At 55.0% G+C, this 26,729-nt stretch carries 22 protein-coding genes; 2 read left to right on the forward strand and 20 right to left on the reverse strand.

Features of this window, described 5'->3' with window-relative positions:
• Positions 1–62: 62 nt before the first annotated feature.
• The 17 genes from R0137_RS13290 to R0137_RS13370 form a co-directional block, all read right to left on the reverse strand.
• Positions 63–1,190, reverse strand: a complete 1,128-nt coding sequence (locus R0137_RS13290) for a hypothetical protein (protein WP_407326891.1) — start codon at positions 1,188–1,190, stop codon at positions 63–65.
• A gap of 162 nt (positions 1,191–1,352) precedes the next feature.
• Positions 1,353–2,945 carry an isocitrate lyase gene (locus R0137_RS13295; RefSeq protein ID WP_407326892.1) on the reverse strand — a complete coding sequence of 531 codons (1,593 nt, stop codon included), beginning with the start codon at positions 2,943–2,945 and terminating at the stop codon, positions 1,353–1,355.
• Between the two features lie 165 nt (positions 2,946–3,110).
• On the reverse strand, positions 3,111–4,292 hold the full coding sequence (locus tag R0137_RS13300; protein ID WP_407326893.1) for a hypothetical protein: 1,182 nt from the start codon (positions 4,290–4,292) through the stop codon (positions 3,111–3,113).
• Positions 4,293–4,296: 4 nt separating this feature from the next.
• Positions 4,297–5,145: an ABC transporter ATP-binding protein gene (locus R0137_RS13305; RefSeq protein WP_407326894.1), complete on the reverse strand. Its 849-nt coding sequence runs from the start codon at positions 5,143–5,145 to the stop codon at positions 4,297–4,299.
• Entirely contained in the window at positions 5,129–5,509 is a 381-nt protein-coding gene (locus tag R0137_RS13310) for a GntR family transcriptional regulator (RefSeq protein ID WP_407326895.1), read from the reverse strand. The genes R0137_RS13305 and R0137_RS13310 overlap by 17 nt, the downstream gene beginning before the upstream one ends.
• A 20-nt stretch (positions 5,510–5,529) precedes the next feature.
• Positions 5,530–6,375 (reverse strand): GIN domain-containing protein, encoded by an 846-nt coding sequence (locus R0137_RS13315; protein WP_407326896.1) that lies wholly within the window; start codon positions 6,373–6,375, stop codon positions 5,530–5,532.
• A gap of 341 nt (positions 6,376–6,716) precedes the next feature.
• A complete protein-coding gene (locus R0137_RS13320) occupies positions 6,717–7,100 on the reverse strand; it encodes a group III truncated hemoglobin (protein WP_407326897.1) in 384 nt (127 codons plus the stop codon).
• A 5-nt stretch (positions 7,101–7,105) separates the two neighbouring features.
• A complete protein-coding gene (gene der, locus R0137_RS13325; RefSeq protein ID WP_407326898.1) occupies positions 7,106–8,530 on the reverse strand; it encodes a ribosome biogenesis GTPase Der in 1,425 nt (474 codons plus the stop codon).
• A gap of 5 nt (positions 8,531–8,535) precedes the next feature.
• Complete coding sequence (gene bamB, locus R0137_RS13330) at positions 8,536–9,711, reverse strand: outer membrane protein assembly factor BamB (protein WP_407326899.1); 1,176 nt, start codon at positions 9,709–9,711, stop codon at positions 8,536–8,538.
• 1 nt (position 9,712) lies between these two features.
• The gene (locus tag R0137_RS13335; RefSeq protein WP_407326900.1) at positions 9,713–10,381 is read right to left on the reverse strand and encodes a YfgM family protein; all 669 of its coding nucleotides are present in this window, start codon (positions 10,379–10,381) and stop codon (positions 9,713–9,715) included.
• Positions 10,382–10,395: 14 nt separating this feature from the next.
• Positions 10,396–11,676 carry a histidine--tRNA ligase gene (gene hisS, locus R0137_RS13340; RefSeq protein ID WP_407326901.1) on the reverse strand — a complete coding sequence of 427 codons (1,281 nt, stop codon included), beginning with the start codon at positions 11,674–11,676 and terminating at the stop codon, positions 10,396–10,398.
• A 53-nt stretch (positions 11,677–11,729) separates the two neighbouring features.
• Entirely contained in the window at positions 11,730–12,866 is a 1,137-nt protein-coding gene (gene ispG, locus R0137_RS13345; protein WP_407326902.1) for a flavodoxin-dependent (E)-4-hydroxy-3-methylbut-2-enyl-diphosphate synthase, read from the reverse strand.
• On the reverse strand, positions 12,859–13,644 hold the full coding sequence (gene pilW, locus R0137_RS13350; RefSeq protein ID WP_407326903.1) for a type IV pilus biogenesis/stability protein PilW: 786 nt from the start codon (positions 13,642–13,644) through the stop codon (positions 12,859–12,861). Before pilW ends, ispG begins: the two co-directional genes overlap by 8 nt.
• On the reverse strand, positions 13,641–14,732 hold the full coding sequence (rlmN, locus tag R0137_RS13355; protein WP_407330022.1) for a 23S rRNA (adenine(2503)-C(2))-methyltransferase RlmN: 1,092 nt from the start codon (positions 14,730–14,732) through the stop codon (positions 13,641–13,643). Before rlmN ends, pilW begins: the two co-directional genes overlap by 4 nt.
• A 60-nt stretch (positions 14,733–14,792) precedes the next feature.
• A complete protein-coding gene (gene ndk, locus R0137_RS13360; RefSeq protein ID WP_405269770.1) occupies positions 14,793–15,221 on the reverse strand; it encodes a nucleoside-diphosphate kinase in 429 nt (142 codons plus the stop codon).
• A gap of 165 nt (positions 15,222–15,386) precedes the next feature.
• The gene (locus tag R0137_RS13365) at positions 15,387–16,553 is read right to left on the reverse strand and encodes an aminotransferase class V-fold PLP-dependent enzyme (RefSeq protein WP_407326904.1); all 1,167 of its coding nucleotides are present in this window, start codon (positions 16,551–16,553) and stop codon (positions 15,387–15,389) included.
• A complete protein-coding gene (locus R0137_RS13370; RefSeq protein ID WP_407326905.1) occupies positions 16,553–17,317 on the reverse strand; it encodes an RNA methyltransferase in 765 nt (254 codons plus the stop codon). The genes R0137_RS13365 and R0137_RS13370 overlap by 1 nt, the downstream gene beginning before the upstream one ends.
• A gap of 115 nt (positions 17,318–17,432) precedes the next feature.
• On the opposite strand from R0137_RS13370, the gene R0137_RS13375 reads away from it, so the two are divergent.
• Positions 17,433–18,227, forward strand: a complete 795-nt coding sequence (locus tag R0137_RS13375; protein WP_407326906.1) for an inositol monophosphatase family protein — start codon at positions 17,433–17,435, stop codon at positions 18,225–18,227.
• Positions 18,228–18,332: 105 nt separating this feature from the next.
• On the opposite strand, the gene secF is transcribed toward R0137_RS13375, so the two are convergent.
• From secF to purL, 3 genes are all read right to left on the reverse strand, one after another.
• Entirely contained in the window at positions 18,333–19,247 is a 915-nt protein-coding gene (gene secF, locus R0137_RS13380) for a protein translocase subunit SecF (protein ID WP_407326907.1), read from the reverse strand.
• On the reverse strand, positions 19,244–21,139 hold the full coding sequence (gene secD, locus R0137_RS13385; RefSeq protein WP_407326908.1) for a protein translocase subunit SecD: 1,896 nt from the start codon (positions 21,137–21,139) through the stop codon (positions 19,244–19,246). Before secD ends, secF begins: the two co-directional genes overlap by 4 nt.
• A gap of 117 nt (positions 21,140–21,256) precedes the next feature.
• Positions 21,257–25,159 carry a phosphoribosylformylglycinamidine synthase gene (purL, locus tag R0137_RS13390; protein WP_407326909.1) on the reverse strand — a complete coding sequence of 1,301 codons (3,903 nt, stop codon included), beginning with the start codon at positions 25,157–25,159 and terminating at the stop codon, positions 21,257–21,259.
• A gap of 122 nt (positions 25,160–25,281) precedes the next feature.
• Here purL and mltF point away from each other — a divergent pair, with 122 nt between their 5' ends.
• Complete coding sequence (gene mltF, locus R0137_RS13395; RefSeq protein WP_407326910.1) at positions 25,282–26,721, forward strand: membrane-bound lytic murein transglycosylase MltF; 1,440 nt, start codon at positions 25,282–25,284, stop codon at positions 26,719–26,721.
• The last annotated feature ends 8 nt before the right edge of the window (positions 26,722–26,729 follow it).

A 26,729-nucleotide genomic window follows, 5' to 3' on the forward strand; every position in this document is an offset into this window, starting at 1 on the left:
TCAATGAAAACAGGGGGCTGATTAGGGCCCTGAATACCCAATGAAATCCGGCCCTTGAGCCCCTACTTCACAGCTTCGCCTACACTTCGGTAGGCTATTCGGTCACCTCCAAAAGTACCCACCCATAGCGTGCCATCCACAACGACTGCCATGGTGACATTGCTAAACACCGGGCTTGCCGTATTCGATGCCACAACGCTCACCGCCTGAGAATCGGGGTCCAGTGATAACACTTTGTACGGTCGCGGGCAGCTGGCAAAGAGGGCGAGTTCCACCTCCCCTTGCTCGTTGTAGGGATTGCAATCCGGGTACTCGAGAACCATCCCGGCCGTAATGAGCTGACCTTCGCTATTGCGGTGAAGATTATCGGGAACCACAGGGAGTGTCGCAGTGCTCCACATCGCATCCATCGCCTCACCGAGCTTATAGGCCGTAACGTTCGCCAAACCCGATGACGCTATGTAAAACTCCGACTCATCAGCCGAGACGGCAATGCCATTAGCATAAGGCTGCGCAGTAGTGTCGAGGCGATTCCAACTCCCCTCTTTCGCGGACCAGTGATAAGCGGCGCCCGTCACCGTGCCCTGCATCGCCGCTGCAAAGTTTTGACCCTCTTCCAAGGGGACCGTTGCCAGCAAGCTGCCGTCGCGCAGTGCTGCAACGCTATTGGCCTCAAGCCCGTCGGGCGTTAAAACACACCCTATCCAGGTTAGCGCTGGCTTGGAGTCAGGCCCTGCGATGTAGACATCGAATACCTCAATCGCTTCTCTACCTCCATGCCCCACCGCGTATAGGGTGGAGTGCCCATTCCCATGGCTAATAATGTCCAGCCCATGAGTAAGGAGGGTCGTGGGATCAGGTGCGCCAGGGCACTCTGAAAACTGTTCCTCGTCATGATCCGCACGGTTCCGCGTGTTGGAGTACAACGGCTCCCACACTTTATTTCGAGAATCAATCAGGCTGAGCGCAGGCGGCAAGGCAAAACCGCTGGCGATAATCCAGTGCGACTCCGGCACCTGGACAAGATCCTCGGCGCTGGGAATTCCACAGAGATAATCATCGGCGCCAAAACCGTCGCATTCATCGGCAGTGCTCGCCTTGGAGTAAGCCAACGCGAAAAGCAATGAGAGAGCGCCGATAGCCACGCTCCCAATTCGCTTACTCGCGGTCTTACAATTGAAAACTGTCACTCGCCAATCCTCCAATCTATTACAGCTAAAAGCTTAAAGAGCCCTGCATGTTCCCGGACACCAGCCCAGCGCTGCAGTCTAGCGTAAAAAAATGGAACAGAAGACGGGGCAAAAAAAAAGCCCGACTATCGCTAGCCGGGCTCTGATGGAAAACCGTCGGTATTAGCCGAACTGGTTCATCGTATTGTCTTCTCCCGCTGCCTTAAGGGCTGCATCACCAGCAAAGTACTCTTTGTGATCATCACCCATGTCGGAACCCGCCATGTTCTGGTGCTTCACACAGGCAATTCCCTGACGAATTTCCTGACGCTGTACACCTTTAACGTAGCCCAGCATGCCCGCCTCGCCGAAGTATTCCTTCGCCAAGTTGTCCGTCGACAAGGCTGCGGTGTGGTAAGTAGGCAGAGTGATCAAGTGATGGAAAATACCCGCTTCGCGAGCCGCGTCGGCTTGGAAAGTACGGATACGCTCATCAGCTTCCATAGCCAGATCTGTGCTGTCGTAGTCCACGGCCATGAGCTTATCGCGATCATAGGCAGAAACGTCCTGCCCTGCTGCACTCCACGCATCAAACACTTGCTGTCGGAAGTTCAGGGTCCAATTGAAAGACGGAGAGTTGTTGTAGACGAGTTTTGCACTAGGTACTGTTTCGCGGATGGTGTTAACCATCTCTGCGATCTGGCCGACATGAGGCTTCTCAGTTTCAATCCACAGCAAGTCAGCGCCGTTTTGCAAAGAAGTGATGCAGTCCAGCACCACTCGCTCAACACCCGTATCCTTACGGAACTGATAAAGATTAGATGGCAGCCGCTTGGGACGGAGTAGTTTTCCGCCACGGTTGATGACCACGTCGCCACTGGATAGCTCCGAAGCTTCAATTTCATCGCAATCAAGAAAACTATTGTACTGGTCGCCCAAATCGCCCGGGGTATGAGTCACGGCGATTTGCTTGGTGAGGCCAGCGCCCAGTGAATCGGTTCGAGCGACGATAACACCGTCGTTCACACCTAATTCAAGAAATGCGTAGCGTACCGCGCGAATCTTGGCGAGGAAGTCTTCATGGGGAACGGTAACCTTTCCGTCCTGGTGGCCGCACTGCTTCTCGTCAGACACCTGGTTTTCGATCTGGATAGCACAAGCGCCAGCCTCAATCATTTTCTTGGCTAAGAGGTAGGTCGCCTCCGCGTTACCGAAGCCCGCGTCGATGTCCGCAATGATGGGTACTACGTGAGTCTGAAAGTTATCTACCTTGGTTTCGATCGCTTTTGCGGTAACTTCATCACCCGCTTTACGCGCCGCGTCCAGCTCTCGAAACAGCCCGCCCAGCTCTCGGGCATCCGCCTGGCGAAGAAAGGTGTACAGCTCTTCAATGAGGCCGGAAACAGATGTTTTCTCGTGCATGGATTGGTCAGGAAGAGGACCAAACTCACTGCGCAACGCCGCGATCATCCATCCCGACAAGTAGAGGTAGCGCTTGTTGGTATCCCCGAAGTGCTTTTTGATAGCGATCAGCTTTTGCTGACCGATAAAGCCGTGCCAGCAACCCAGAGATTGGGTGTACTGGGACGTATCGCCGTCGTAATCCGCCATATCCTTACGCATGATTCCAGCAGTGTACCGGGCGATATCTAAGCCGGTCTGGAACCGGTTCTGAAGACGCATGCGTGCGGCATGCTCAGGATTGATGTCTTTCCAGCTGTCGCCATTGGTAGAAACAATCTCTGCCGCAGCCTGGATTTCTTGTTGGTAGCTCATAGATCCAATTCCTAAAAAGTGACTCAAAAAATTCAGCCGCAGACGCGGCTTCATCAACGAGTGAATTTTAGGACATTAGACCACTATAACCCTAATCGATGTTTTATATGTGTGATATTCATCTAGTGAATTTCGGTGGTGTCCTAGCCGAGGGGCTTATGCCCCTCAGTTCAGCTCCCAACGGTGCGCTCTCAACCAGACCGCCGCTGCCAGTGCGATACCCGCGAAGACCAGCCCGGCTGCGACACTCAGCAGGTCCACAGCCATCCAATCGGGTCCGAAGAGGTAGAAACCTACCGCGGTGGTATCTGAAACATGGGGAAAATGGCGGCTGACCGCGTTATCAACAAATTCGGTACCGAAGAAAACATACTCGGCGGCCATCAATGCCATAAACGGCGTTACTGCCATTAGAAATGGTGAACGGCGTGCCAATGCCGAAGCACATAGCAGCCAGGCATACACGGGCGCTATCAGGAGTGCGGTCATGACCCAGCCACTAATGGGATCAATCATCAGCGCCACGAAGTCGATATTGCTAACGACCACTTCAAAGGGGTCCTGATCCATTCGTGCCACCAGCAACATCATCAGCAGCACGTAGGCCAATTGCAGTAGCAGGCTTATGGCTATGTAAATGAGCGGCGCACAGATCAAGGCCACGACAAACTTTGACAGCACGATCTGCCACTCCGTTACGGGCATAGAGCGCCAGAATAAAACGCTGCGGTCTTTGCGGTCGTCATAGAGAGAACTAAGCAAATAGTTAACCGTCGTGAGCAGTAAGATCAGAACTAGGATGCCGTGAACAACACTGAGCATGACGTTTAGCTCTCGCCCGCTCATCTCATCAAAGCCATCATCGTCGTCGCCCACCTTTGTCTTATCGCTAGTGGGGTTAAAGTTCCACTCCCGCGAAAAGTTCCACAGCTCTTCACTGGATCCTTGCTCCACGAAGACCTGGTATGGGGGCGTCTGGGGTGCAGTTGGGGGTCCCGGCGGGCCATCACGACTCCCACTAACATCGACTCCGCCACTTGCTGTGGTGCCCGGCGATAGATCTTGATTTGACGTTTCAACTCTCGACGTTTCAACGACGGTTACCTGCTGCTCTCCGTCTTCACCAATGCTGATCGAGATGTTTACGTTATCGCTGCCCTTGCGCATCATCGCCTCAAGAATAGTGTCCCCAATAACACTAACCCTGTTAACAAGAACAACACTGCCCAGCATGAGAACGGCAAGCACTACTGCGGTGATGATGGGTGTCCAGAAAAGAGAGTTCTTGTACTCGCGAAACTCCCGCTGCAGCAGCGTTACAAACTGTGTTGTTTGGGTGGTAGCCATGTCTCTATCCCCCCACCTTTGCCACAAACAAATCGGAGACCGAGGGCGTCCTCAATTCCCCCAATCCGGCTAGCTCTGCCCCATTCGCTTTCTCGAAAATGAACGCCTTGCCACCCAAGATGTTGCGCTTGCCAATGTAGGGCATCTGCGCTGCCTTTACTGCGGCGTCACCAAGGGCATGTACCTCTTGAAAACGCTCCTCAATATCCATAATGGATTCGTGGAGAATCAATTTGCCATGGTGCATAAACATGACGTGAGTCAAAATGTTTTGGATCTCCTCAACCTGGTGCGTAGACACCAGAATCGTGCGCTCACCGTCAAAGTAATCGTTGATCAGCTGCTCGTAGAAACGTTTGCGAAACAAGATATCCAGACCTAGCGTCGGCTCATCAAGAATGAGGAGACGCGCATCAATTGCCATAACGATGGCGAGATGAAGCTGCACAGTCATACCTTTGGATAGATCACCCACCCTGCGATCCTGTTCGACATCAGTGGACGCCAGAAAAGCCTCCGCCTGATCGCGATTAAATCGCACATGAGTGCCTGTTACGTAATCAAGTAATTCCCTGACCCGCATCCAACGCGGCAACACGGCTGTGTCCGCGATAAAGCAAACCTCTTCCATCATGAGACCGCGATCCGCCATAGGGGAGTATCCCAGAACAGAAAGATCACCCTCACAGCTGGTGAGACCCAGCAGAGCCTTTAGCAACGTGGTCTTCCCCGCTCCGTTCGGTCCGATCAGGCCAATAACATTGCCTGATGAAACAGTCAGGTCAACGCCATCCACGGCACGAAGATCACCGAAGCTGCGCCGTAGGTTCTGCGCCTCAATGATGGTCTGCATTTAAATTCCCCTGCGTCTTCATGATCTTTTCCATTACTTCTTCCATCTCCAGGCCCAGCATACGAATGCGGGCAACAAAAGCTGGAAGTTCTTCCTCCAAAAACCGCTGCTGCTCTTCGTTTGTCAGCGAACCCCTCGCCCCTGTCGCCACAAACATTCCGAGGCCTCGGCGTTTCTCGAGCAAGCCCATCTCTACCAGTTCCTGATAGGCCTTTCCCACGGTCAGGTGATTGATACGGTAATCCGTCGCCACCTGGCGAACCGATGGAATCGCCTCCCCTTCGGGAAAGCTACCGTCCATCACGCGCTGGATAACCAGATCGCGCAACTGGCGGTAAATGGGCTGTCCTTCAATCCACTCCATAATCAATTCCGTCGCGCGACCTAGTCGCGGCGACGAACTTCTCCACTGCCGAGCTCAACACTCTCAATGCTGGGCGTGCCGCCGTGTACGACATCACCACTCCCCAGGATCGACGCATTGAGCTGTTCACTGACTTCGCCAATCGATGCAGATCCGGAACCAACAATGTTGGTCTCTGCCCGGCGAGCCCCTACCGCCGGCATACGAATATCACCAGAGCCCACCACGTTGACTTCCAACGTGTCTACGTACCCTCCCTCAGTCACTCGCAAGTCCCCTGATCCGGTCACTACAAACTCACCAGAGTCAGCCTTCAGCGTCTCTATAAAGAGATTCCCACTGCCAGCCACGACGGCCTCCAGCTCTGCAACTTCGATACTGACGGCTCTGAAGTCACCCGACCCCTCTACACGGACTTCAAGTGCTTGGCCCGTAAGCTCAAAGGCGTTTATCTCGCCGGATCCGTCAACCGCCAACAAGGGCGCTGATCGAGTGGAAGTATCGAATTCAAAGGGCTTGATATAGACCGTGCCCGAGCCCTTCACGTTTAACTCCCGGAGTTCCGGCATAACGATACGAAAGCGCAATCGGCTGTCTCTCTTTCCATCCCTTTTGCGCGCCCCAAGAACCAGCGTGTCACGCTTTACATAGAAAGGCTCGGAGTCGAGGTACTTGGCAGGCCCCCGTAGCTGCAATGCCAGCTCATCGCCCTGGCTAATTTCGACCTCAGCGCTGCCAAGCACCACTATTTCATCGAAATCGAGACCCTCTACGCGACGGGTCTCGTCCTCGGCAGCTACCAGCGGAGAAAAAGCACTCAAAGCCAGAACGCCCGAAACCGCTGTTGCTCCTAGCAGCTTATACATTGTGCGAGCCTCGGCTGGGGTCCTTGCTCTCACCGCTCCGCGCTGCCTCGATAGCCAACCCCGCCGGCACAAGACAGAGGGCCGCCAGGGCGCCACCGCCAGCGGCACTTAACGATGCACATGCAAGGAACACAAGTGCGGGCAGCAGCATGTGTCTTGAAGTTGAGGCAGTCATTCCTTTGCGGAGACTAATCATTGTTCTGTACCGTATTTCCTTGGGTGTTATGGTGGACTATAGCACCCAATCTCGCGCTGGCAAGCGCTCGAAAATCCAGTAAAAATACAGATTTAATTTAATTAAAACAGTGTTTTATGGTGTTTTTCTAATAATTATTTTAGGTTTAACCCGAAAACCGCTGCAGATTCTGTCGCATATTCCCTGCAACTCGTCGTGCGAGTGTGAAGGCTCGTTCGCTAGACGTCCCCAGGGGCTGTTTTTCGAGGGTATCTTCGAACAGGCTTAGCCACCTTTCATAGTGCTCTGGCGTCATGTGTTTTATCGCATCCACCTCTCGATGCTTTTGCATCATATGACGTCGGTAGTCACTGTGGCCCAGAAGCATTTTCCGCCAGTAGGCTTTAATTCTGGGCAAGTGCTCAGCTAGGTTGATACGCGCGACTTCCAGAAACATGGGGGCGAGCAGTGGGTCTGCAAGCACGCGCTCATAGAAGGCATCTACAAACTGATCGATCTGCTGTGAGGTTTCGTCGCCAGGGGATAGCATGGTGCTTAGCGACGTTTTTTCTGCTGTTTACTCTTCTTGGCTTGTTTGACGTGGGCCATTAAACGTCGCTTTCGATTTATCTGACGATTGGTCAGTTTGTTCCGCTGTCCCGCAAACGGGTTATCACTGCTGCGAAACTCTATGCGCAGGGGAGTGCCTGTCAGCTCAAGACTGCGACTAAAAGCCTTCTCGAGGTACCGCTGATAGCTGCTTGGAACCTTATCGGTCTGATTACCATGCACAACAACGCGCGGAGGATTTCTTCCTCCTGCGTGCGCATAGCGTAGCTTAATGCGTCGACCATTCACCAAAGGCGGCGGGTGGTCTGAGACAGCATCTTCAAGGATTCGGGTGAGACGGCTGGTGCCCATGGGTTGCATCGCTGCGGCATAGGCCGCATCTATGGAACCAAACAATGTTCCCACACCCGATCCGTGCAGGGCCGAAATGAAGTGCGTATCTGCAAAATCGACGAAGCGGAGCCGTCGATCAAGCTCCGACCGCACGACGTCTCTTTGGTCAGGATCCAGGCCATCCCACTTGTTCACTGCAAGAACCAATGCCCGTCCCGCTTCCAGGCAGTGTCCAAGCAGATGAAGGTCCTGATCGACCAACCCCTCCTGACCGTCGACCAGAAGCACAACTACGTTTGCATCACTGATCGCGCTGAGAGTTTTAATAATCGAGAATTTCTCAACCGCTTCCCGAACATTCTTCCGGCGCCGGACACCGGCGGTATCGATAAGGGTGTAGGGACGACCCTCACGAAGGAAATTGACGTAGACGCTGTCGCGCGTCGTGCCCGGTTGATCGTAGACGACAACGCGGTCTTCCCCAAGAATTCGGTTCACGAGCGTGGATTTGCCAACATTGGGACGCCCGACAATAGCCACCCGGGTACCGCCCTCATCTTCCTCAACCACATCGGGCTCTTCGGGAACAGGCACCGTCTCAAGTACCGATTCGATCATCTGCCGCACGCCGCGTCCATGCGCCGCTGCTATGGCATGCATGGAGGCGATGCCCAGCGAGTGAAAGTCGCTGACGGCGACATCAGGATCGCGTCCGTCGATCTTATTCACCACAAGATGAAACTCTCGACTTTGCTGACGAAGATACTGGACCAGTTGCTCATCTACCGGATTCAAGCCATCGCGGGCATCAACCAGTAGTAGCACGATATCGGCTTCATCGATGGCGAGAAGAGACTGCTCTGCCATAACGGCATCTATCCCTTCCTCATCACCACTCACACCGCCCGTATCGATGACAATAAACGCACGATCCTCGCTGCGCCCTTCGCCGTACTTGCGATCCCGCGTGAGTCCAGACAGGTTGGCCACGAGAGCATCGCGGGACCTAGTGAGCTGATTAAACAGCGTCGACTTACCGACGTTAGGGCGTCCTACTAGTGCAATAGCCGGCAACACGCTGCTTAGGACCTGGGCCGAATATCATAGGCGATGAGCTTTCCGCCGTTTGAGTAAACATAGAGAATCGTGCCGTCGGCGAGCATGTCGGCCCGAACGCCATCGCTATCGGGTCGAATTCGGGCGAGAAACTCACCATCGACCTGCGAGAGCAAGTGCAGATAGCCTTCAAAATCTACCACCGCTAGATAACTGCTGACGGGTATCGGTCGAGACAGTGCTCGCCAAGCTAGCGCTGGCTGTTCCCAGCGCACGCCCTGGCCATTGCGTAAAAACGCCGTAATCGTGCCGCCCTCTTCCGTGATGTACACATTGCCAAAGCCCTGAGAAACGCCATAGAAAGAAGACACATTGCGCTGCCATAGCTTGCGACCTGTGCGAGTGTCCAGTGCTGCAATTCGTCCTTGATAGCTCGCCACATAAAGCTCCGTACCCGCTAAGGCCATAGTGCCGTCAACGTCTACGATACGCTCGATCTCTGAGCGGCCCTGAGGAATCGCCACGCGAGCCTCCCAGCGGATGGTACCGTCCAATGCATCGAAGGCCAGAACGCGTCCGGTAGCAAAACCTGCGTACACCACCCCGCCGTCCAGAATCGGAGTACTGGTTCCTCGGATAGTCAGTACGGGCAGATTGCTGTCGTAGCGCCACATACGCTCGCCAGTTTCATAATCAAAACCATAAAGCCGACCGTCGTAGCTTTGCACAACGACAACCCGACCATTACTTTGCGGCGCGGCCAGTACTTCTCCACTGACCTCACTCATCCAAAGCGTCTCGCCGCTAGAGGCATCAAGGCGCATAACCAAGCCGTCGCTACCGCCCAAAAACAGGGAATCTTCGTAATGACCTACACCACCCGACAAGCCTAGCTCCAACTCTTGTTTCCAGATGGTCGAGCCGTCGCGGCGATTTATGGCGCGAACCTCACCCTCGGCCGCAGCGACGTAAATGATGTCGTCATCGATAATCGGTTGAAGCTTGTAAAGACCATCTCCTTGACCATCACCCACGCCTACCGACCATAATTTTCGGACATCGAGCTGATTTTCGATATCCATGAGTTCGGCTGGTTGTTGCGGATCTTCGTCGTCGCCCATCTCAAAAAAGCTGGAGACAGTCTCGCAACCCGCTAGAGTCGCCAGCAGCATTAACAAGGCGGTGGTACGCAAAAAACTCACCTCAGCCCGCCTCCGCTACCGTTGCTTGCAGTCGGGCACCGAGGTACTCAAGTTTGTCCTGCAGCGTCTGAGGGATAGGCGCTCCGTCTTCAAGCGCTGCCGCGGCACTTTCGTACGCGGCAAGAGCATCAGCTTCACGGCCCTGGGAAAGCAAAATATCACCGCGGGCCAATGCATAGGATGCAACAAAGTCGGTATTGGCTCCTTGCAAAATAGTAAGGGCCTCGTCCTGCTTGTCCTGCGAGGCCAGCACGCGTGCGAGACGCAATTGAGCTACCTGATGAACATCATCCTGAGCATCGGCCATCGCGAGAACCCAGCGGAGCTCTTGCTCTGCCAAGGCCGGCTCCCCATCATTCACTGCCAACCGTGCCAAATGAAGCGCGGCGAACTGCGCATACACCGAACCCCGGTGACTGTCTTTGAGTTCCGTAGCTATCTGCCTTCCAATAGTCGAAGTTTGCCCCTCTTCCGCAGACAAAGCCTGCAGCATCTGCTGGTAAAGGTTCGACGCATTTTGAGCAGCGACATCCTGATTCTTTTGCCAGGCCTGCCACCCAAAGCCCAAGCCTAGGGCCAACACTACGCCGATCATCGTGCTGCGACCGTTCTCTTTCCACCAGCGCTTTAACGCTTCGACCTGTTCTTCTTCACTGCGGTAACTTTCCACGTGCGGATTCCTGCTTAATGCGTTTGTTGTTGTAAAAGAGTGGAGACCTTATCAGAGAGGTCAGCCACAGGCAGGCGAACTTGCTCCTGCCCATCTCGTAAAGGTTTAATTGTCACTTCCCCAGCGGCGACTTCGTCTTCGCCCCAGAGCAATGCCAACGCCGCGCCACTTCGGTCGGCTTTTTTCATCTGGCTCCGAAAGCTGCCACCGCCCAACTGTTGCACAATATGCAGCTCGGGTTGCGCGTTTCGTAGCCCCTCCACCGCCGCTAACGCCGCTTCGTGCGCGTCAGCACCCGCTGCTACGACAAAAAGGTCGGGAGACCGCGCTTCGGGTAATTGCTCACAAGCTTCAAGCATGAGTAGCAAACGCTCCATCCCCATAGCGAAGCCGACCCCAGGGGTATCTCGGCCCCCGAGCTGCCCAACCAGAGCGTCGTAACGCCCTCCGGCGCAGACCGTACCCTGAGCACCCAACTTGTCGGTAACCCACTCAAAGACAGTCTTGTTGTAGTAGTCCAAACCGCGAACCAGGCGGGGATTGACCGTGTACCTCACGCCGGCTGTATCAAGATACCGCCTGAGCGCAGCAAAGTGCTCAAGAGAATCCTCATCCAAGTAATCCACCAGTGCCGGGGCATCGTTTAATAGCAACTGCGTTTCTGGGTTCTTGCTATCGAGTATCCGCAAGGGATTACTCTCAAGGCGCCGCTGACTATCTTCGTCCAGGGCGTCGCGGTGTTGCTCCAAATACGTCACTAGAGCCGCGCGGTAACTGGCTCTGGACTCTGAGCTGCCTATGCTGTTTATTTCCAGGTTCACGGCGTCAGCGATACCTAAAGTGCGCCACAAACGCGCCAGCATTAGGATTAACTCGGCATCCGCATCTGGCGTCGCATAACCAAATATCTCAGCGCCAATCTGATGGAACTGACGTTGCCGGCCTTTTTGCGGGCGTTCATAACGGAACATCGGGCCGCTATACCAAAGTCTGCAGGGACTCGCGATCAAGTTATTTTGAATCGCCGCGCGAACACAACCGGCTGTACCCTCGGGGCGCAGGCTGATGCTGTCGCCATTTCGATCCTCGAAGCTGTACATCTCTTTTTCGACGATATCGGTGACTTCACCGATGGAACGGCTAAACAACGCCGATGACTCAACGATGGGTAAACGGACTTCGCCGTAGCCGTAACGCTCGAGCAATTCAGCGACGCGGCTCTCCAGAAACTGCCAATGGCCCGTGTCCGCCGGCAAGATATCGTTCATGCCGCGAATCGATCGCAGTGCATCCATGTTGGTATGTTGATCCTGTCGTTAAATAAAAGGGCTAGTCGTAGGACCTGCCGTCAGGACGCGGAACGCGCGATGAGTTTGGCGTCTGCCTCGGCACGCTCTTCATCAAGCTTTGCCGCTCGAGCACGAATAACGCCTTCAAGATGATCCACAAACTCGTTATTGCTGACCTTGTGATCAGGCTCACCATCGACGTAGATCAGATTGCTCGGCGTAGCTCCAGTCAAACCCACGTCCGCTTCCCGAGCCTCTCCCGGGCCGTTCACGATGCAACCGATCACGGCAACATCCATAGGCGTACGAATATCGTCGAGCCGCTGCTCAAGCTCATTCATCGTGCCGATGACGTCAAAGTTCTGCCTGGAGCAGCTGGGGCAGGCTACAAAATTGATCCCATTGCTTCGAAGCTTCAGGCTTTTAAGAATATCAAAGCCCACCTTGACCTCTTGCACCGGATCAGCCGCGAGGGAAATACGGATCGTGTCACCGATTCCTTCGTACAACAGCATGCCGAGGCCGATGGAGGACTTCACGGTGCCGCCACGAAAACCGCCCGCTTCGGTGATCCCCAAGTGCAGGGGTTGATCGATCTCTTTCGCCAGCAGACGGTACGCGTCCACTGCCATAAAAATTTCTGACGCTTTAACGCTGACCTTAAAGTCCGGGTAATCGTGCTTATCCAAAATATCCACGTGATGCATCGCAGACTCTACCAACGCTTCGGCAGTGGGCTCTCCATACTTTCGCTGGAGCTCTTTACCGATGGAGCCCGCGTTTACGCCAATTCGAATAGGGATACCCTTGTCGCGCGCCGAGGCGATGACTTCCCTTACTTTGTCGTCTCGACCAATGTTACCGGGGTTGATGCGCAGACAATCAACGCCATATTCCGCCACTTTGAGCGCGATATTGTGGTCAAAGTGGATATCAGCAACCAATGGCAGTTTGGCTTGCGCGCGTATTTGTTTGAAGGCTTCAGCGGCATCCATACTGGGCACGGAAACCCTTACGATATCTGCACCCGCGGCTTCCAAAGCAGCAATTTGCCCTACCGTTGCTTCTACATCACAGGTTTCAGTGTTGGTCATGCTTTGAACGCTGATGGGTGCGTCGCCACCAACCGGGACATTACCAACATGAATCTGTCGGCTCTTACGTCTTTTAATCGGTGAGGGCTTATTCTTATTCATCGCTGCTACTCTCTTGCTGCCCTGAATTCACGGAGCGACGATAAGCATCGTAATCAGGCGAATCAGGGTACAAATTTCGTAGGGCTAAGGCATAACTGCTCGCAGCATCCGAATCCCCAGTCATTCTCGCCAGTCGAATCCCCAACCAAAGCCCACGGGAACTTTGCTGCCGAACCAGACGGCGATATTTATCATAGTAGAGGGTCGCGTTGCGACTGTCCTTCGCATCCACTCTCAACTGGGCCACCTCGAGCAAAGCCGTGGTATTTCCTGACTGCATAGCAAGAGTGCGTAAAAACGCCTCTTCCGCGCCTCTCTCATCAAACAATTTGAGACGACAAAGGCCTAAATTCAAAAACGCCTGCGGTCGAGCGCTATACAAGGTATCTTTTACAACCTCTTGGAGCTGAGCTTCAGCTTCGCGATAACGCTCCTGGCCATACAAGAAGGCAGCGTAGTTGTTCCGAGCGCGAGAAAAACTCTTATCAAGGCTGATGGCCCTTTGAAAACTGTCCTCCGCCAATTCGAACTCGCCGGTGCTCTGATATACCAAAGCAAAGGCTTCGTAGACTTCCGGGTTGGTGCTATCGAGCTCTGCTGCGACCTTAAGGTTACGCTTGGCGTCTTCCCAGTTTCCCTGACCAATGTACTGGCGGGCCAGAGATACGCGGGTTTCCATAGCTTTTTGCGGCGATGGAGGCTCGGTGAAAACCGTCTCCGTCTCGGTCACACAGCCCGCGAGGATAAGTACTGTAGCTAGCGGTAAAGCGCGAATCATGCTCCCAACTCCAAAGCGGCTTCTGCGTTCTGACGGTGCCTGGCGCTGCGGCGTGTTCTATCCACGACCTCACCGACAAGCTGTCCACAAGCTGCATCTATATCATCTCCGCGCGTAGTACGCACGGTTACGACATATCCCGCGTCTACCAGCACCTGCCAGAAGCGCGAGACCGCATTGCCACTGGGACGTTCATAGCCTGAGTTTGGGAAGGGATTGAAAGGAATCAGATTAATTTTGCAGGGAAAATCGGCCAGCAATACCGCCAACTCACGGGCTTGGTCCTGCTGGTCGTTGATACCCGCCATTAACGTGTATTCAATCGTGACGACCCGCTTCTTGTCTTTTTGGGCATCGATATAGCGTTTTGCGCTGTCAAGCAATTGAGCAATCGGGTAGCGCTTGTTGACTGGCACAAGCTGGTTGCGAAGCTCGTCGTTTGGCGCATGGAGCGAAACTGCCAAGCTTGCCTCGCTAACTTCTGCGAGCTTATCCAACGCCGGGACAACGCCCGAGGTACTCAAAGTCACCCGGCGCTTGGAAATACCATAGCCGAGGTCGTCCATCATCAGGTTCATCGCCGTTACGACGTTGTCGAAATTAAGTAGCGGCTCACCCATGCCCATCATGACGACATTGGTCACGACGCGACCGTTTCCGGACTGAAACGCGTCATAGGACTTAATCGCCAGCCAAACCTGGCCAATAATTTCAGCTGCGCTCAAGTCGCGCTGAAAACCCTGTTTGCCCGTTGAGCAAAAGCTGCAATCAAGACTGCAGCCCACCTGGGACGACACACAAAGGGTGGCGCGGTTACCGTCGGGGATCAGTACCGTCTCCACAAGACCGCCCCCATCGACATGCACCAACCATTTACGCGTACCGTCGCTGGAGTCATGCTGCGACTCCACCTCAGGAGGACGAACCTCAGCGATTACCGACAGGCGCTCACGAAGACCCTTGCCCAGATTACTCATTGCCGAGAAATCGCACTCGCCGTGGTGGTGCATCCACTTCATGAGCTGCTGCGCGCGAAAACGCTTCTCGCCCATCTCGAGGAAGAATTCCTCAAGTTGGGCGCGGCTCATGCCGAGAAGATTAACTCGCTCGACGGGCTCGCTACTGGCAATGAGTTCTGACACAGAATCCTAGTCGCGATCGCATACTTCGCTTGAAGCGAAGAAGTAAGCGATTTCACGTGCTGCAGACGTTGTGGAATCTGAACCATGTACCGCGTTGGCGTCGATGGACGAGGCAAAGTCTGCGCGGATGGTTCCCGCAGCAGCTTCCTGAGGGTTAGTCGCACCCATTAGGTCACGGTTCGTAGTTACCGCATCTTCACCTTCCAGTACCTGAACGACAACAGGGCCTGAAGTCATAAACTCGATAAGGGCTGGGAAAAACGGACGTTCTTTATGCTCAGCATAGAAACCTCCAGCGACAACGTCGCTGAGACGCATCATCTTAGAAGCAACCACACGCAGACCCGCGGCTTCAAAGCGAGCATAGATCTCGCCAATGTGATTCTTCGCGACTGCGTCGGGCTTGATAATTGAAAGAGTGCGTTCCACCGCCATGTTCGTTCTCCAGAACTAATGAAAATCAACAAGATACCGCCGGACCCTACGTTCTAGAACGCATCGTCGGGCGACGAAAAAGTGCGCGGGATTATACGGACTTTGTGGCGCTATAGCACCCTACCTGAGAGTACTTAAGTGGCTGAGTAATCGAGCAAAAAAAGCCTAGGCAGCGCTTCGACGAAGACGTGGGACCACCTCGTGGAGACGCTCACTGAAGAGACGCACGTCGTTTTCATCGCTAAACCGGCCAAGGCTCACCCGTAGGGAGCTGTGCGCTAACGCGTCTGGCAGCCCTAAAGCGCGCAGCACATACGAAGGCTCTAAACTGGCTGAGGTACAAGCAGACCCTGTTGAAATCGCAAATTCTGGCAGCGACAGTAGCAAGGCTTCCCCCTCGACATCGCTGACGCTGATGTTTAAAGCGCCAGGCAGCCGTTGGGTGAGGTGACCGTTCATGGTCAAGCCTTCGATATCCGACAAAGAGGACCACAGGGCCTCGCGCAAGGCTGTCAGTCGCTGCACTTCCGTCGATAGCGACTCCTGGGCAATGGCCGCCGCACAACCCATACCCACTATTTGGTGGGTCGCCAGGGTGCCCGCCCGTAACCCACGCTCGTGGCCTCCCCCATGCATCTGAGCGTTCACAGCAACCTTGGGGCTTCTGCGCTGATAAAACGCGCCAATCCCCTTGGGACCATAAAACTTGTGTGCGGACATCGACAACAGATCAATGTCCAGTGCCTTTACGTCCAGTGGTATCTTGCCGACGGTCTGGGCAGCGTCCACATGGATCGGCACCCCAGCGGACCGACAAATTGCCGCTATCTCCGCAATGTCATTGATGGTGCCGATTTCATTATTGGCGTGCATCACGCTTACCAGGCAGGTATTACCCTGTATCGCATCGCGCACTACCTCGGGCTGAACGAGCCCGTCCTCTGAAGGATGCAGGTAAGTCACTGCCGCCCCCTGAGTCTCCAGGTACCGACAGCTGTCCAGGATCGCTTTGTGCTCAATAGCCGACGTTACGATGTGTGGTGTTGCATTCCCCGCTTCACGAGCCGCAGCGAACACCCCCTTTAACGCAAGGTTATCTGACTCCGTGGCCCCTGACGTCCAGGCCACCTCCCGCAAGTCGGCGTTGATGAGCGATGCAAGCTGCTGTCTGGCAGTCTCGACCGCCATCTCGGCCTCCCATCCATAGCGATGGGACCGCGACGCCGGATTCCCAAAGGTGCCCTCTAGGGTCAAACACTGGCTCATCGCCTCCGCGACCCTGGGATCGACTGGCGTTGAGGAGAGGTAGTCGAAATACACAACCCTAGACATCAGGCTTTTCCTTCTCTCTGTCGATCCCAATCCACAGGTTCACTGCGCTTCTGAGTTTCTGTGAGTATGCCGCGGAGAATGTTCAGTTCCATCTCATCCATGCCCAAACGGTTATACAGTCGCCGTAAACGCGGCATGAGTTTCCGGGGAGCTGCCGGATTGAGGAAGCCTATTTGACTCAAGGTTTCCTCCAGATGGACATAAAAGCGCTCAATGTTCTCCTGCGTAGCCAGCGGCTCGTCCCAGCCCTCATTCGGGTCTTGGGGGAGCTCGTCGCCCGTTTGAAGCATATGCAGCTCGTAGCAAACAATCTGCACAGCCATAGCAAGGTTCAACGAGCTATAGGCATCACTGGTAGGAATCGCTAGATGCAGGTTACAGCGCATAAGTTCTTCATTGGATAGCCCGTTATCCTCTCTACCGAACAAAATCGCGACCTCTCCCCTTTTGGAGTTGGTTGCCATTTCGACGGCCGCACGACGCGGATCCAGCACCGGCCAAGGCAGCCGCTGATCCCTAGCGCAGGTGCCAACTACAAAACCACAATCAGCGATTGCCGCATCCAAACTGTCGACCACCTCCGCGGCCTCGAGCACATCATTGGCCCATACCGCACGCCAGGTGGCCTGCTCGTCGGGAAACTTCTCTGGCGCAACGAGCACCAGCTTACCGAGCCCCATGGTCTTCATTGCCCGCGCGACGGCGCCAATGTTACCCGGATGACTGGGCTCGACGAGTACGATCCGAATTTGGTCGGGATTCATGAGTGATGTTGTTGCCAGAAGTTAAAAGCACATTGTAACAAAGCAGTGCGGCTGACAGCCCGCTCCTCTGGTATACTCGCGCGCCTTTTTCGACTCTGTCTGCAGGTCTTTCTCCATGGAACCGATGACCAATATCGCCCTACGCGCCGCCCGAAAAGCGGGAGAGCTTATTGTGCGGGCCTCTGATGATCTTGAACGCATCGGTGTGCGCAAGAAAAGCGCCAACGATTTTGTTTCAGATATCGATGAGCTTGCGGAGCAGGAAATCATCCGACAACTTCAGCGTGCCTACCCGGATCACGCCTTCCTAGGTGAAGAATCTGGCCGCAGCGGCCCCGAGGATGCGGACTATCTCTGGATTATTGACCCTCTGGATGGCACCACCAACTTTATCCGTGGCATTCCACACTACGCGGTATCGATAGGCTGCATCCATCAGGGTCGTCTCGAGCACGCCGTAATCGTCGATCCTGTTCGTCGCGAAGAATTCACAGCTTCCCGCGGACGTGGCGCTCAGTTGAATGGGCATCGGATTCGCGTGAGCAAGCTAGCCTCACTCGATGGAGCGCTTCTAGGCACGGGCATACCTTTCAAAGGGCATGAGGATGCGCATCTTCCGGCTTACGCTGAAAGCTTGGCAGTGCTCGCAGGGCAGTGCGCCGGTATCCGCCGAGCTGGGGCTGCGTCCCTTGACCTGGCGTATGTCGCTGCAGGACGCCTGGATGCATTCTGGGAAAAAGGTTTGTCTATGTGGGATATGGCCGCCGGAGCACTCTTGGTGCGTGAGGCCGGAGGCTTGGTTTCGGACTTTGATGGCGCGGAAAACTTTCTGGATAACGGTGACATCGTCTGCGGTAATCCAAAATGCTTTAAGGCAGTGCTGAAAGCCACCCAGACGCTACGCTCCTAGAGACCCTCCAAAAGACGCGGCTTAGTTGATACCAACGACTGCTAACAACGCGTCTGAGAACTACGCGTCTGAGAACTACGCGTCTGAGAGGCCCTGATCCGTCGATCAGGGCATCAAATCATCTTGCTCCGCACCCTCTTTGATGGGAATCATCAGATCTTCTTTGCTAACGCCCATGCTGAGGAGCACGTTGGACGCAACATAGATGGACGAATAGGTTCCAATCATTACGCCGACTAACAGCGCCACGGCGAAGCCAAAAATCATTTCTCCACCGAACAACGCTAACGCCAGTAACACCAGCAAAGTCGTTAACGAGGTGACCAGGGTCCGGCCCAAGGTCTCACTCAACGAAATGTTCACAACCTCAAGCGGCTCAGCGCGACGCAGCTTCCGGAAGTTCTCACGAATACGATCGGATACAACAATCGTATCGTTCAAAGAATAACCAATCACGGCCAGCAAGGCCGCGAGTACCGTTAGATCAAACTCCAAACCAATGATCGAGAAGAAACCCAAGGTCACAATCACGTCGTGAATCAAGGCGACAACAGCACCGACCGCAAACTTAAACTGAAAGCGAAACGCGATGTAAAGCATCACGAGACCCAGCGCCAGAAGCATCGCCAACCCACCCTGCTCTCGCAACTCATCCCCTACTTGCGGTCCCACAAACTCAATACGACGTAACTCCACATCAACACCCGACGACGCTTGCAGCGTCTGCAGCATCTCAGTGCCCTGAGCGTCGGAGTAGCCGTCCGGCAGACGAATCAGCACATCCTTATCGGTGCCAAAACTGACAACAATGGCACCGGCATAACCCGCATCAGCCAGGGTGCTACGAATCTCGTTCAAGTTTGCTGAATCGGCGTAGTGCACTTCTACCAGGGTGCCCCCGGTAAAATCGAGACCCCAGTTCAATTGCTTGACGACCAGCGAACCTAACGCCGTCAGAATAAGAAGCGCGGAGAACACAGCGGCGATACGCCGCTTGCCCATGAAGTCAATCACTCTCATGCTGCATCTCCCATTTTGGGTACGCTGCCAATGGCCAGGGTGCCCACGCGACGTCCCCCGTAGATCAAATTCACCAGTGAGCGGGTGCCCATAATGGCGGTAAACATCGAAGTGATGATGCCCACGGACAGGGTAACGGCGAAGCCTTTCACTGGCCCGGTGCCCACCGCGTAAAGAATAATCGCTACGATCAACGTGGTGATGTTGGCATCAAGAATTGTCGCCACCGCTCGCTCAAACCCTGAATGGATGGCCATCTGTGGCGACAATCCATTGCCGAGCTCCTCTCGGATACGCGAGAAAATAAGCACGTTTGCATCCACCGCCATGCCCACGGTAAGCACGATACCCGCGATACCCGGCAAGGTCAGCGTAGCGCCTAACAGCGACATGATCGCGACGAGTAAAACGAGGTTGGCCGTCAGCGCTGTAACCGCACAGAGTCCGAACACGCGGTAGTAAACAACCATGAACAGCACGACGAGCGCGAGGCCATACTGCACCGACTTCACGCCCAAACGAATATTTTCGGCTCCCAACGAGGGTCCCACGGTGCGCTCTTCGACAAAGGTGATTGGCGCAGCTAACGCACCCGCCCTAAGCATCAGTGCTAATTCCGATGACTCCAGGGGATTATCCAGCCCAGTGATTTGAAACTGCGCACCCAAGGCGCTTTGAATAACCGGCGCAGTGAGCAGCTTCTTCTCATCGTAGGGGACTTTCACAGCCACCTCTTCACCGTCCTCGTCCATCTCGTAGCGAGTGCGGTATTTACGCTCGATAAACAAAACACCCATACGGCGCTTAACGTTGTTCCGCGTCGCGCGGGACATCAGCGTTCCACCCTCACTATCGAGGCTGATTTGTACGTTAGGTTGACCGTTCTGATCGAAGCTCGCCTGAGCGTTGGAGACTCGTTCTCCCGTGATAATGATGTCCCGCTCAAGATACTCGGTAGCCCCTTGGCGATCGGCGCTGCGATACTCAAAACGTTGACGCTCAGCTGCAGGCGCATCGGCGTTAGCCACCAGACGAAACTCAAGGTTCGCTACCTTTCCAAGTATTCGCTTAGCCTCGGCAGTGTCCTGAATACCCGGCAGCTCTACAACGATTCGATTTCTACCCTGACGCTGTACTAAAGGCTCTGATACCCCAAGCTCGTTGACGCGATTCCGCAGCGTGGTGAGGTTTTGACTCACCGAGTAATCAATGATCTCGTCGACAGTGACGTCGGTCATCCGCGCATAAATCATGAACTCGTCTTCTTCATCAACGCGGTCGAGCAATAGCTCGGGAAATGCATCAGAGATAAGGCTGCGCGCCTGCTCACGAAGGTCTTCGCTGCGGAACCGCCCGACTACAGCACGATCACCATCGAGACCCACAAAACCACGAATACGCTCTTCACGGAGCGAGCGCTTGGTAGCGTTAAGGTAATACTCCATGCGTCGCTCTACAGCGGCTGCAGTATCAACTTCCAGCTTAAAGTGCACACCCCCGGACAGATCAAGCCCAAGCTTCATGGGCTGACCACCCAATCCTGTCAGCCACTCGGGAGTGGTCTCTGCCAAGTTAAGGGCAATGATGTAGCCATCACCGAGCGCCCTCGAAACTACGGATTGAGCCCGTAACTGCGCTTCCTGCTTTCGCAATCGGATCAGCGCACTTCGGCCAGAGGGTTCTAGAATCTCTCCAAAGTGCTCGATACCCGCTTCATTGAGCGCGTTCGTTGCTCGACTAAGCAGTCGCTCATCGATGAGCGTGCCGCTGCTTTCACCGGCTATTTGCAAGGCCGGGTCAGGGGCGTAGAGGTTGGGGGATGCGTACAAAGCGCCGCCGAGAACGACGACCAAAACGATCAGATATTTCCAGATTGGATAACGATTGAGCATGCCGTGGTCTGCAGTAATGCGGTGGCCACATCAAACGTACATCGCTTGATCCTATGCCACCGAGAATAAAGGTGGCGCATTATAGACGCTGGCCGCTAGGTCTCAAGGGCCGAAAATTCACCCGATGTAAGTCCGCGCATTCCGGAACAGGTCCAACCAGGGCGATTCCTCAGGCATATCGTCCGGAGCCCAGGAAAATTGCCGGGCACGAATGACCCGCTCTGGATGGGGCATCATGATTGTCACTCTGCCACTCTCACTGCATACACCCGTGATTCCCGAGGGCGAGCCATTAGGGTTTGCCGGATACCGCTTGGCGATCTCACCGCTGTTTTCAATGTAGCGAAGGCCAACCAGCTGCGCTGACTCACAACTTTCCTGAGCCGCATTATCCGCAAAAACCGCCCGCCCCTCGCCATGAGCTACGGCGATAGGCAAACGGGAGCCCGCCATACCCTGCAGAAACACGGAGGGGGAGTCTCCAATCTCCACCATTGAAAGCCTCGCCTCAAACTGCTCTGAGCGATTCCGTCGAAACCACGGCCAGTGTTCGCTGCCAGGAATCAGCTCTCGGAGTACCGACAGCATCTGGCACCCATTACAGACTCCCAGAGCAAAACTGTCGGGCCGCAGAAAGAACTCGCTAAAACTGTCTCTCAGTTGCGGATTGAACAAGATGGACTTTGCCCAGCCCTCCCCAGCGCCCAAAACATCGCCAAAAGAAAAGCCACCACAGGCCACGAGGCCAGCAAAGTCTCTGAGGCTTGCTTCCCCCGCCACAAGGTCACTCATAGTGACATCCACAGAAGTAAATCCGGCGCGATCAAAGGCCGCAGCCATTTCCACCTGTCCGTTCACCCCTTGCTCTCTAAGCACGGCCACGCGCGGTTTTGCGCCCGTGTTGATCCTAGGCGCGGACAGTTCAGACTCCGCAGGACTCCTGTGGACCGACAAGCCCGGATCCGGAGCACTAATGCGCGCCCATTCTTCATCGGCACAATCAGGGTTATCCCGCAGCCTTTGCAGCGCATGGCTGCACTGGCTCCAGCGTTCCTGCAAGGCACCTCGCATGGTGTCTATCAGGAGCTCATCCCCTGCCCAAATTCTCACCTGCTCATCCCCTCGGGCATAACCCAGGGTATGCAGGCAGTCACCGATACCCAGCTGTTCCGCCTGAGACGACCAGTCAGCCAGCTGGGACTTCGGGATTTGTACAACGGCACCGGGCTCCTCGCAGAATAGAGCAGCCAGCACCTCGCTACTTTCAGGCAGAGAAATTTCGAGGCCACAGCGTCCCGCGAAAGCCATCTCCAGGAGGGTGACGGCCAGGCCGCCATCAGAACGATCGTGATAGGCCACCACATCTCCGCGATCTTTACCCCAACGCAGCAGCTCAAAAAACGCCCGAAGATCCTCCGGGCTATCGAGATCAGCGGGCTCCGCACCCAACTCCCCGTAGACCTGAGCCAGCGCTGAGGCACCGAGGCGGGCTTTGCCGCGTCCAAGATCTAGGAGCACGAGACTCAGTTCCGAGTTAGATTGCAGCATTGGAGTGAGGGTCTTTGCGGTATCACCCACTGGAGCGAAAGCCGACACAACCAACGACATGGGTGCCGTCACTGAATGAGATTCACCGTTCTCATTCCAACGGGTTTGCATAGACATGGAGTCTTTGCCTACGGGTATCGCGATTCCCAGTGCCGGGCATAGCTCTTCGCCAATAGCATGTACGGCGTCAAATAGGGCCGCTCCTTCTCCAGGTGTATCCGCCGCACACATCCAGTTTGCCGACAAACGAATATCACTGAGACTCGCAACGGGTGCCGCGCAGATATTGGTGATCGCCTCGGTGACAGCCATTCTTGCGGAAGCTGGACTACTCAAAAGGGCTACGGGCGTGCGCTCCCCCATCGCCATCGCCTCACCCATCTCCGAGTCATAGCTCACCAGTGATACGGCGCAATCAGCTACCGGCACCTGCCATGGACCCACCATTTGATCTCTTGCGACCAGACCGGTCACAGTTCGATCACCAATGGTGATCAAGAAGCTCTTGCTGGCGACCGTAGGGAGTCCCAGCACGCGGTGCAAAGCCTCTTCTACAGACGGCTTCGCAGAAAACTCTACTGAGGGCGGCGCCAAGCGCTGATCGTTGCGATGCATTTTAGGTGGCTTGCCGAATAACACCGGCATGGGCATGGCAACGGGCTCATCGTCAAAGTGTGTGTCGGTAACCACGATCGCCTTTTCAGACGTAGCCTCTCCCACGACCGCTACGGGACAGCGCTCCCGCGCACAGATGGCTTTAAACTCGTTTAATCGCTCAGGCATAACTGCAAGTACATAGCGTTCCTGACTTTCGTTACACCAAATCTCTAGGGGCGACATTCCCGGATCATCGCAGGGCACATCACGAAGAGAGAACAGACCACCGCAACCACCGTCTTTCACAAGCTCCGGTAGAGCGTTGGACAGACCGCCAGCACCCACGTCATGAATAAACGCTATGGGGTTTCCCTCACCTAACTGCCAACAGCGGTCAATAACTTCCTGGCAACGACGCTCCATCTCCGGGTTCTGACGTTGTACTGATGCAAAATCAAGAGACTCCTGACCGTCGGCGCTGGCCATACTTGAAGCCGCACCGCCGCCCAGGCCAATAAGCATCGCAGGCCCACCTAACACCAGAAGAGCTGCTCCCGGCGAGAACTCAGGTTTGTCAACGTGCTCCGCGGCGATATTGCCAAAACCACCCGCTATCATAATGGGCTTGTGGTAGCCGCGGACCTGATACTCAGCGCTATTACCGCGAGTGCTCGAATGTGCGACCCGTTGTTCATAGCTTCTAAAATATCCGCAGATATTCGGTCGACCGAACTCGTTGTTAAAGGCTGCACCGCCGATGGGAGCCTCAAGCATGATGTCCAAAGCCGACGCGATACGTGCTGGCTTTCCGTTGTCTTGCTCCCAGGGTTCCTGCAAGCCCGGTATCTTCAGATTGGATACGCTGAATCCGGTTAAGCCTACTTTTGGCTTTGAACCTCGCCCCACAGCTCCCTCATCACGAATCTCGCCGCCAACACCCGTTCCCGCACCGGGAAAAGGCGCGATAGCCGTCGGGTGGTTATGGGTCTCAACCTTCATCAACAGATGCACGGCTTGGGGCTTTGTTGCGTACTCCCGAGAAGTGCCCGAGGGAATAAATCGACTGGCATCATGACCTGCCACTACGGCTGCGTTATCCGAGTAAGCGGAGAGAACACCCTCGGGCGCTTCTGCATAAGTATTTCTAATCATTGCGAACAAGCTCTTTGCCTGCTCATCGCCGTCGATGGTCCAACTCGCGTTGAATATCTTGTGACGGCAGTGCTCAGAGTTGGCCTGTGCAAACATCATGAGTTCAACGTCCCGGGGGTTCCGCCCAAGACTCGTAAAACTCTCACAGAGATAGGAGATCTCATCCTCTGCCAAGGCCAAACCCAAGCGCTGATTAGCGGCTACCAGAGCAGCTCTCCCCTCGCCTAGAACATCCACAGCGGCACTTTCGGTCGGAGACAAATAAGAAAACAGCGTCCCAAGCCCATCAAGGCTGTCCGTTGTTGCTTCAACCATCCGATCGTGAAGCTCCAGAGCAAGCTCATCCCAAACAGGGCTTTCAGGGCTGACACCCCTGAGCTCATAGGCGCAAACACGCTCCACGCGTTTCACAGCCTCAAAACCACAACCACGGACAATATCGGTCGCTTTACTTGACCAAGGGGAGATCGTCCCGGGGCGAGGCATTACAAAGAGCCAAGTACCCTCATTGAGCGCCTCCGCCGGGCAAAAATCTGGGGTAGCTGCCTGCGCCAATAGGGACTGCAGACGCTCTCCTCTCACCTCATCAAGAGGCTCGCCGTCTACGAGGTGCACAAACCCGCAGCGAAGGAGCGCCACATCGGGCCATTTTGCTCGCAAACGTTGCTCTAGCGCCTGCTGCCGAAAAGGGGACAAAGCGGAAGCGCCGGGGATAACAAGCATCAGGAAGGAGTCTCTCAATTTAAAAAGGAAGCGAGAAAGCCGCGAATTGTACCGCTCTGTGGAAGCGGCGTTAAGCCAAAAGCAAGTCTTTCGGTCTAATTCAAGAACGTTACAATCAGGGCATGGCCAAGCCTTCCACCCTACTCGCCACACTGGCACTACTCTTAAGCCTGCTACTGAGTTCCTGCGGCAGCAATAACGAAACATTGCAGGCTATTCAGGATCGCGGAAAATTACGCTTGATCACCAGAAATAGCCCGACTACCTATTACCTCGGACGGGGCGGCCCCCGCGGTTTTGAGTACGATCTCGCTACGCTCCTGGCAGAGGAGCTGGAAGTGGAACTGGAAGTTACCCAGGCCTTTTCTCTAGAGGAAATGTTTGCGGCCTTGGAGCGCGGCGAGGCAGATATTGCTGGAGCAGGACTCACCTTAACGGAGACTCGCGCCTCCCAGTTTGCCGCCACGGCTAGCTACGCGAAGCAAACACCCCAGGTGATCTACAAAGTGGGCCGCAAAAAGCCTCGAAAACCAGCGGATATCAAGGGTCTTTCACTGTCTGTGCTGCTCGGCAGCAGTCACGAGGAGTTGCTGCGAACACTCCGCGATGAAGGTATGGAATGGCTGGTATGGAACAGTATCGACGCCAGCGACACGGCAGCGCTTCTCGCCAGCGTTAACGAAGATCGCAGCGATCTGGCCGTCGTGGATTCTCGAGATTTTTTTATCCAACAGAACCTTGTGCCGCGGCTCGAGGTTGCCTTTGATCTAGGTGCAGAGGAAGAGATCGTCTGGTACCTGTCAGATTCTGCAAAGGGAACGCCCTTACTCGAATTGATCGACGAGTTTCTGGAGCGGCGTCAAAACGATGGCAGTATTGCGGATATTAGGGCCAGCTATTTTGATCGCGACGAAGACATTTCAAGGGTGGACTCGCAAACCTTCGTCGGGAGAGTGCGTAGAGATCTCAGCAACTACCAACAGCTCATAGAAATCGTCGCTCAAGAGCAAGAAATGCCTTGGGAGCTCCTGGCCGCCATCAGCTATCAGGAGTCCCACTGGGACCCTAGCGCCACATCTCGTACCGGAGTACGCGGCATGATGATGCTCACTCTTGCTACCGCAGAAGAGATGGATGTGGACGATCGTACGGACCCTGCAGAAAGTCTTCGCGGCGGTGCGCGTTACTTCAAAAAGCTCCGCCAGCGCCTACCCGACGACATATTGGAGCCAGACAGAAGTTGGCTCGCACTGGCAGCCTACAACATCGGTATGGGGCATCTTGAAGACGCCCGCGTTCTCACTCAAAGGCGCGGAGGTGACCCCCATCTGTGGAAGGACATCATGGATAGCTTACCGTTACTGGAAGAGCCCCAGCATTATCGGACCTTGCGTTATGGGTATGCCCGGGGCCTCGAAGCGGTTCGTTATGTGCAGAACATCCGCCACTACTACAATATTCTTCGCTGGCAGACAGCTCGCGCAGCGCGACCGGAAGCGCCCAGAGACTCTGAAGATTTAGTGCCTGAAAACCTTAGAAACCTAAAACTACGTGCTCTTTAAGCTATCTT

Source organism: Congregibacter brevis, from assembly GCF_045689245.1.
Taxonomy (GTDB): Bacteria; Pseudomonadota; Gammaproteobacteria; order Pseudomonadales; family Halieaceae; genus Congregibacter; species Congregibacter brevis.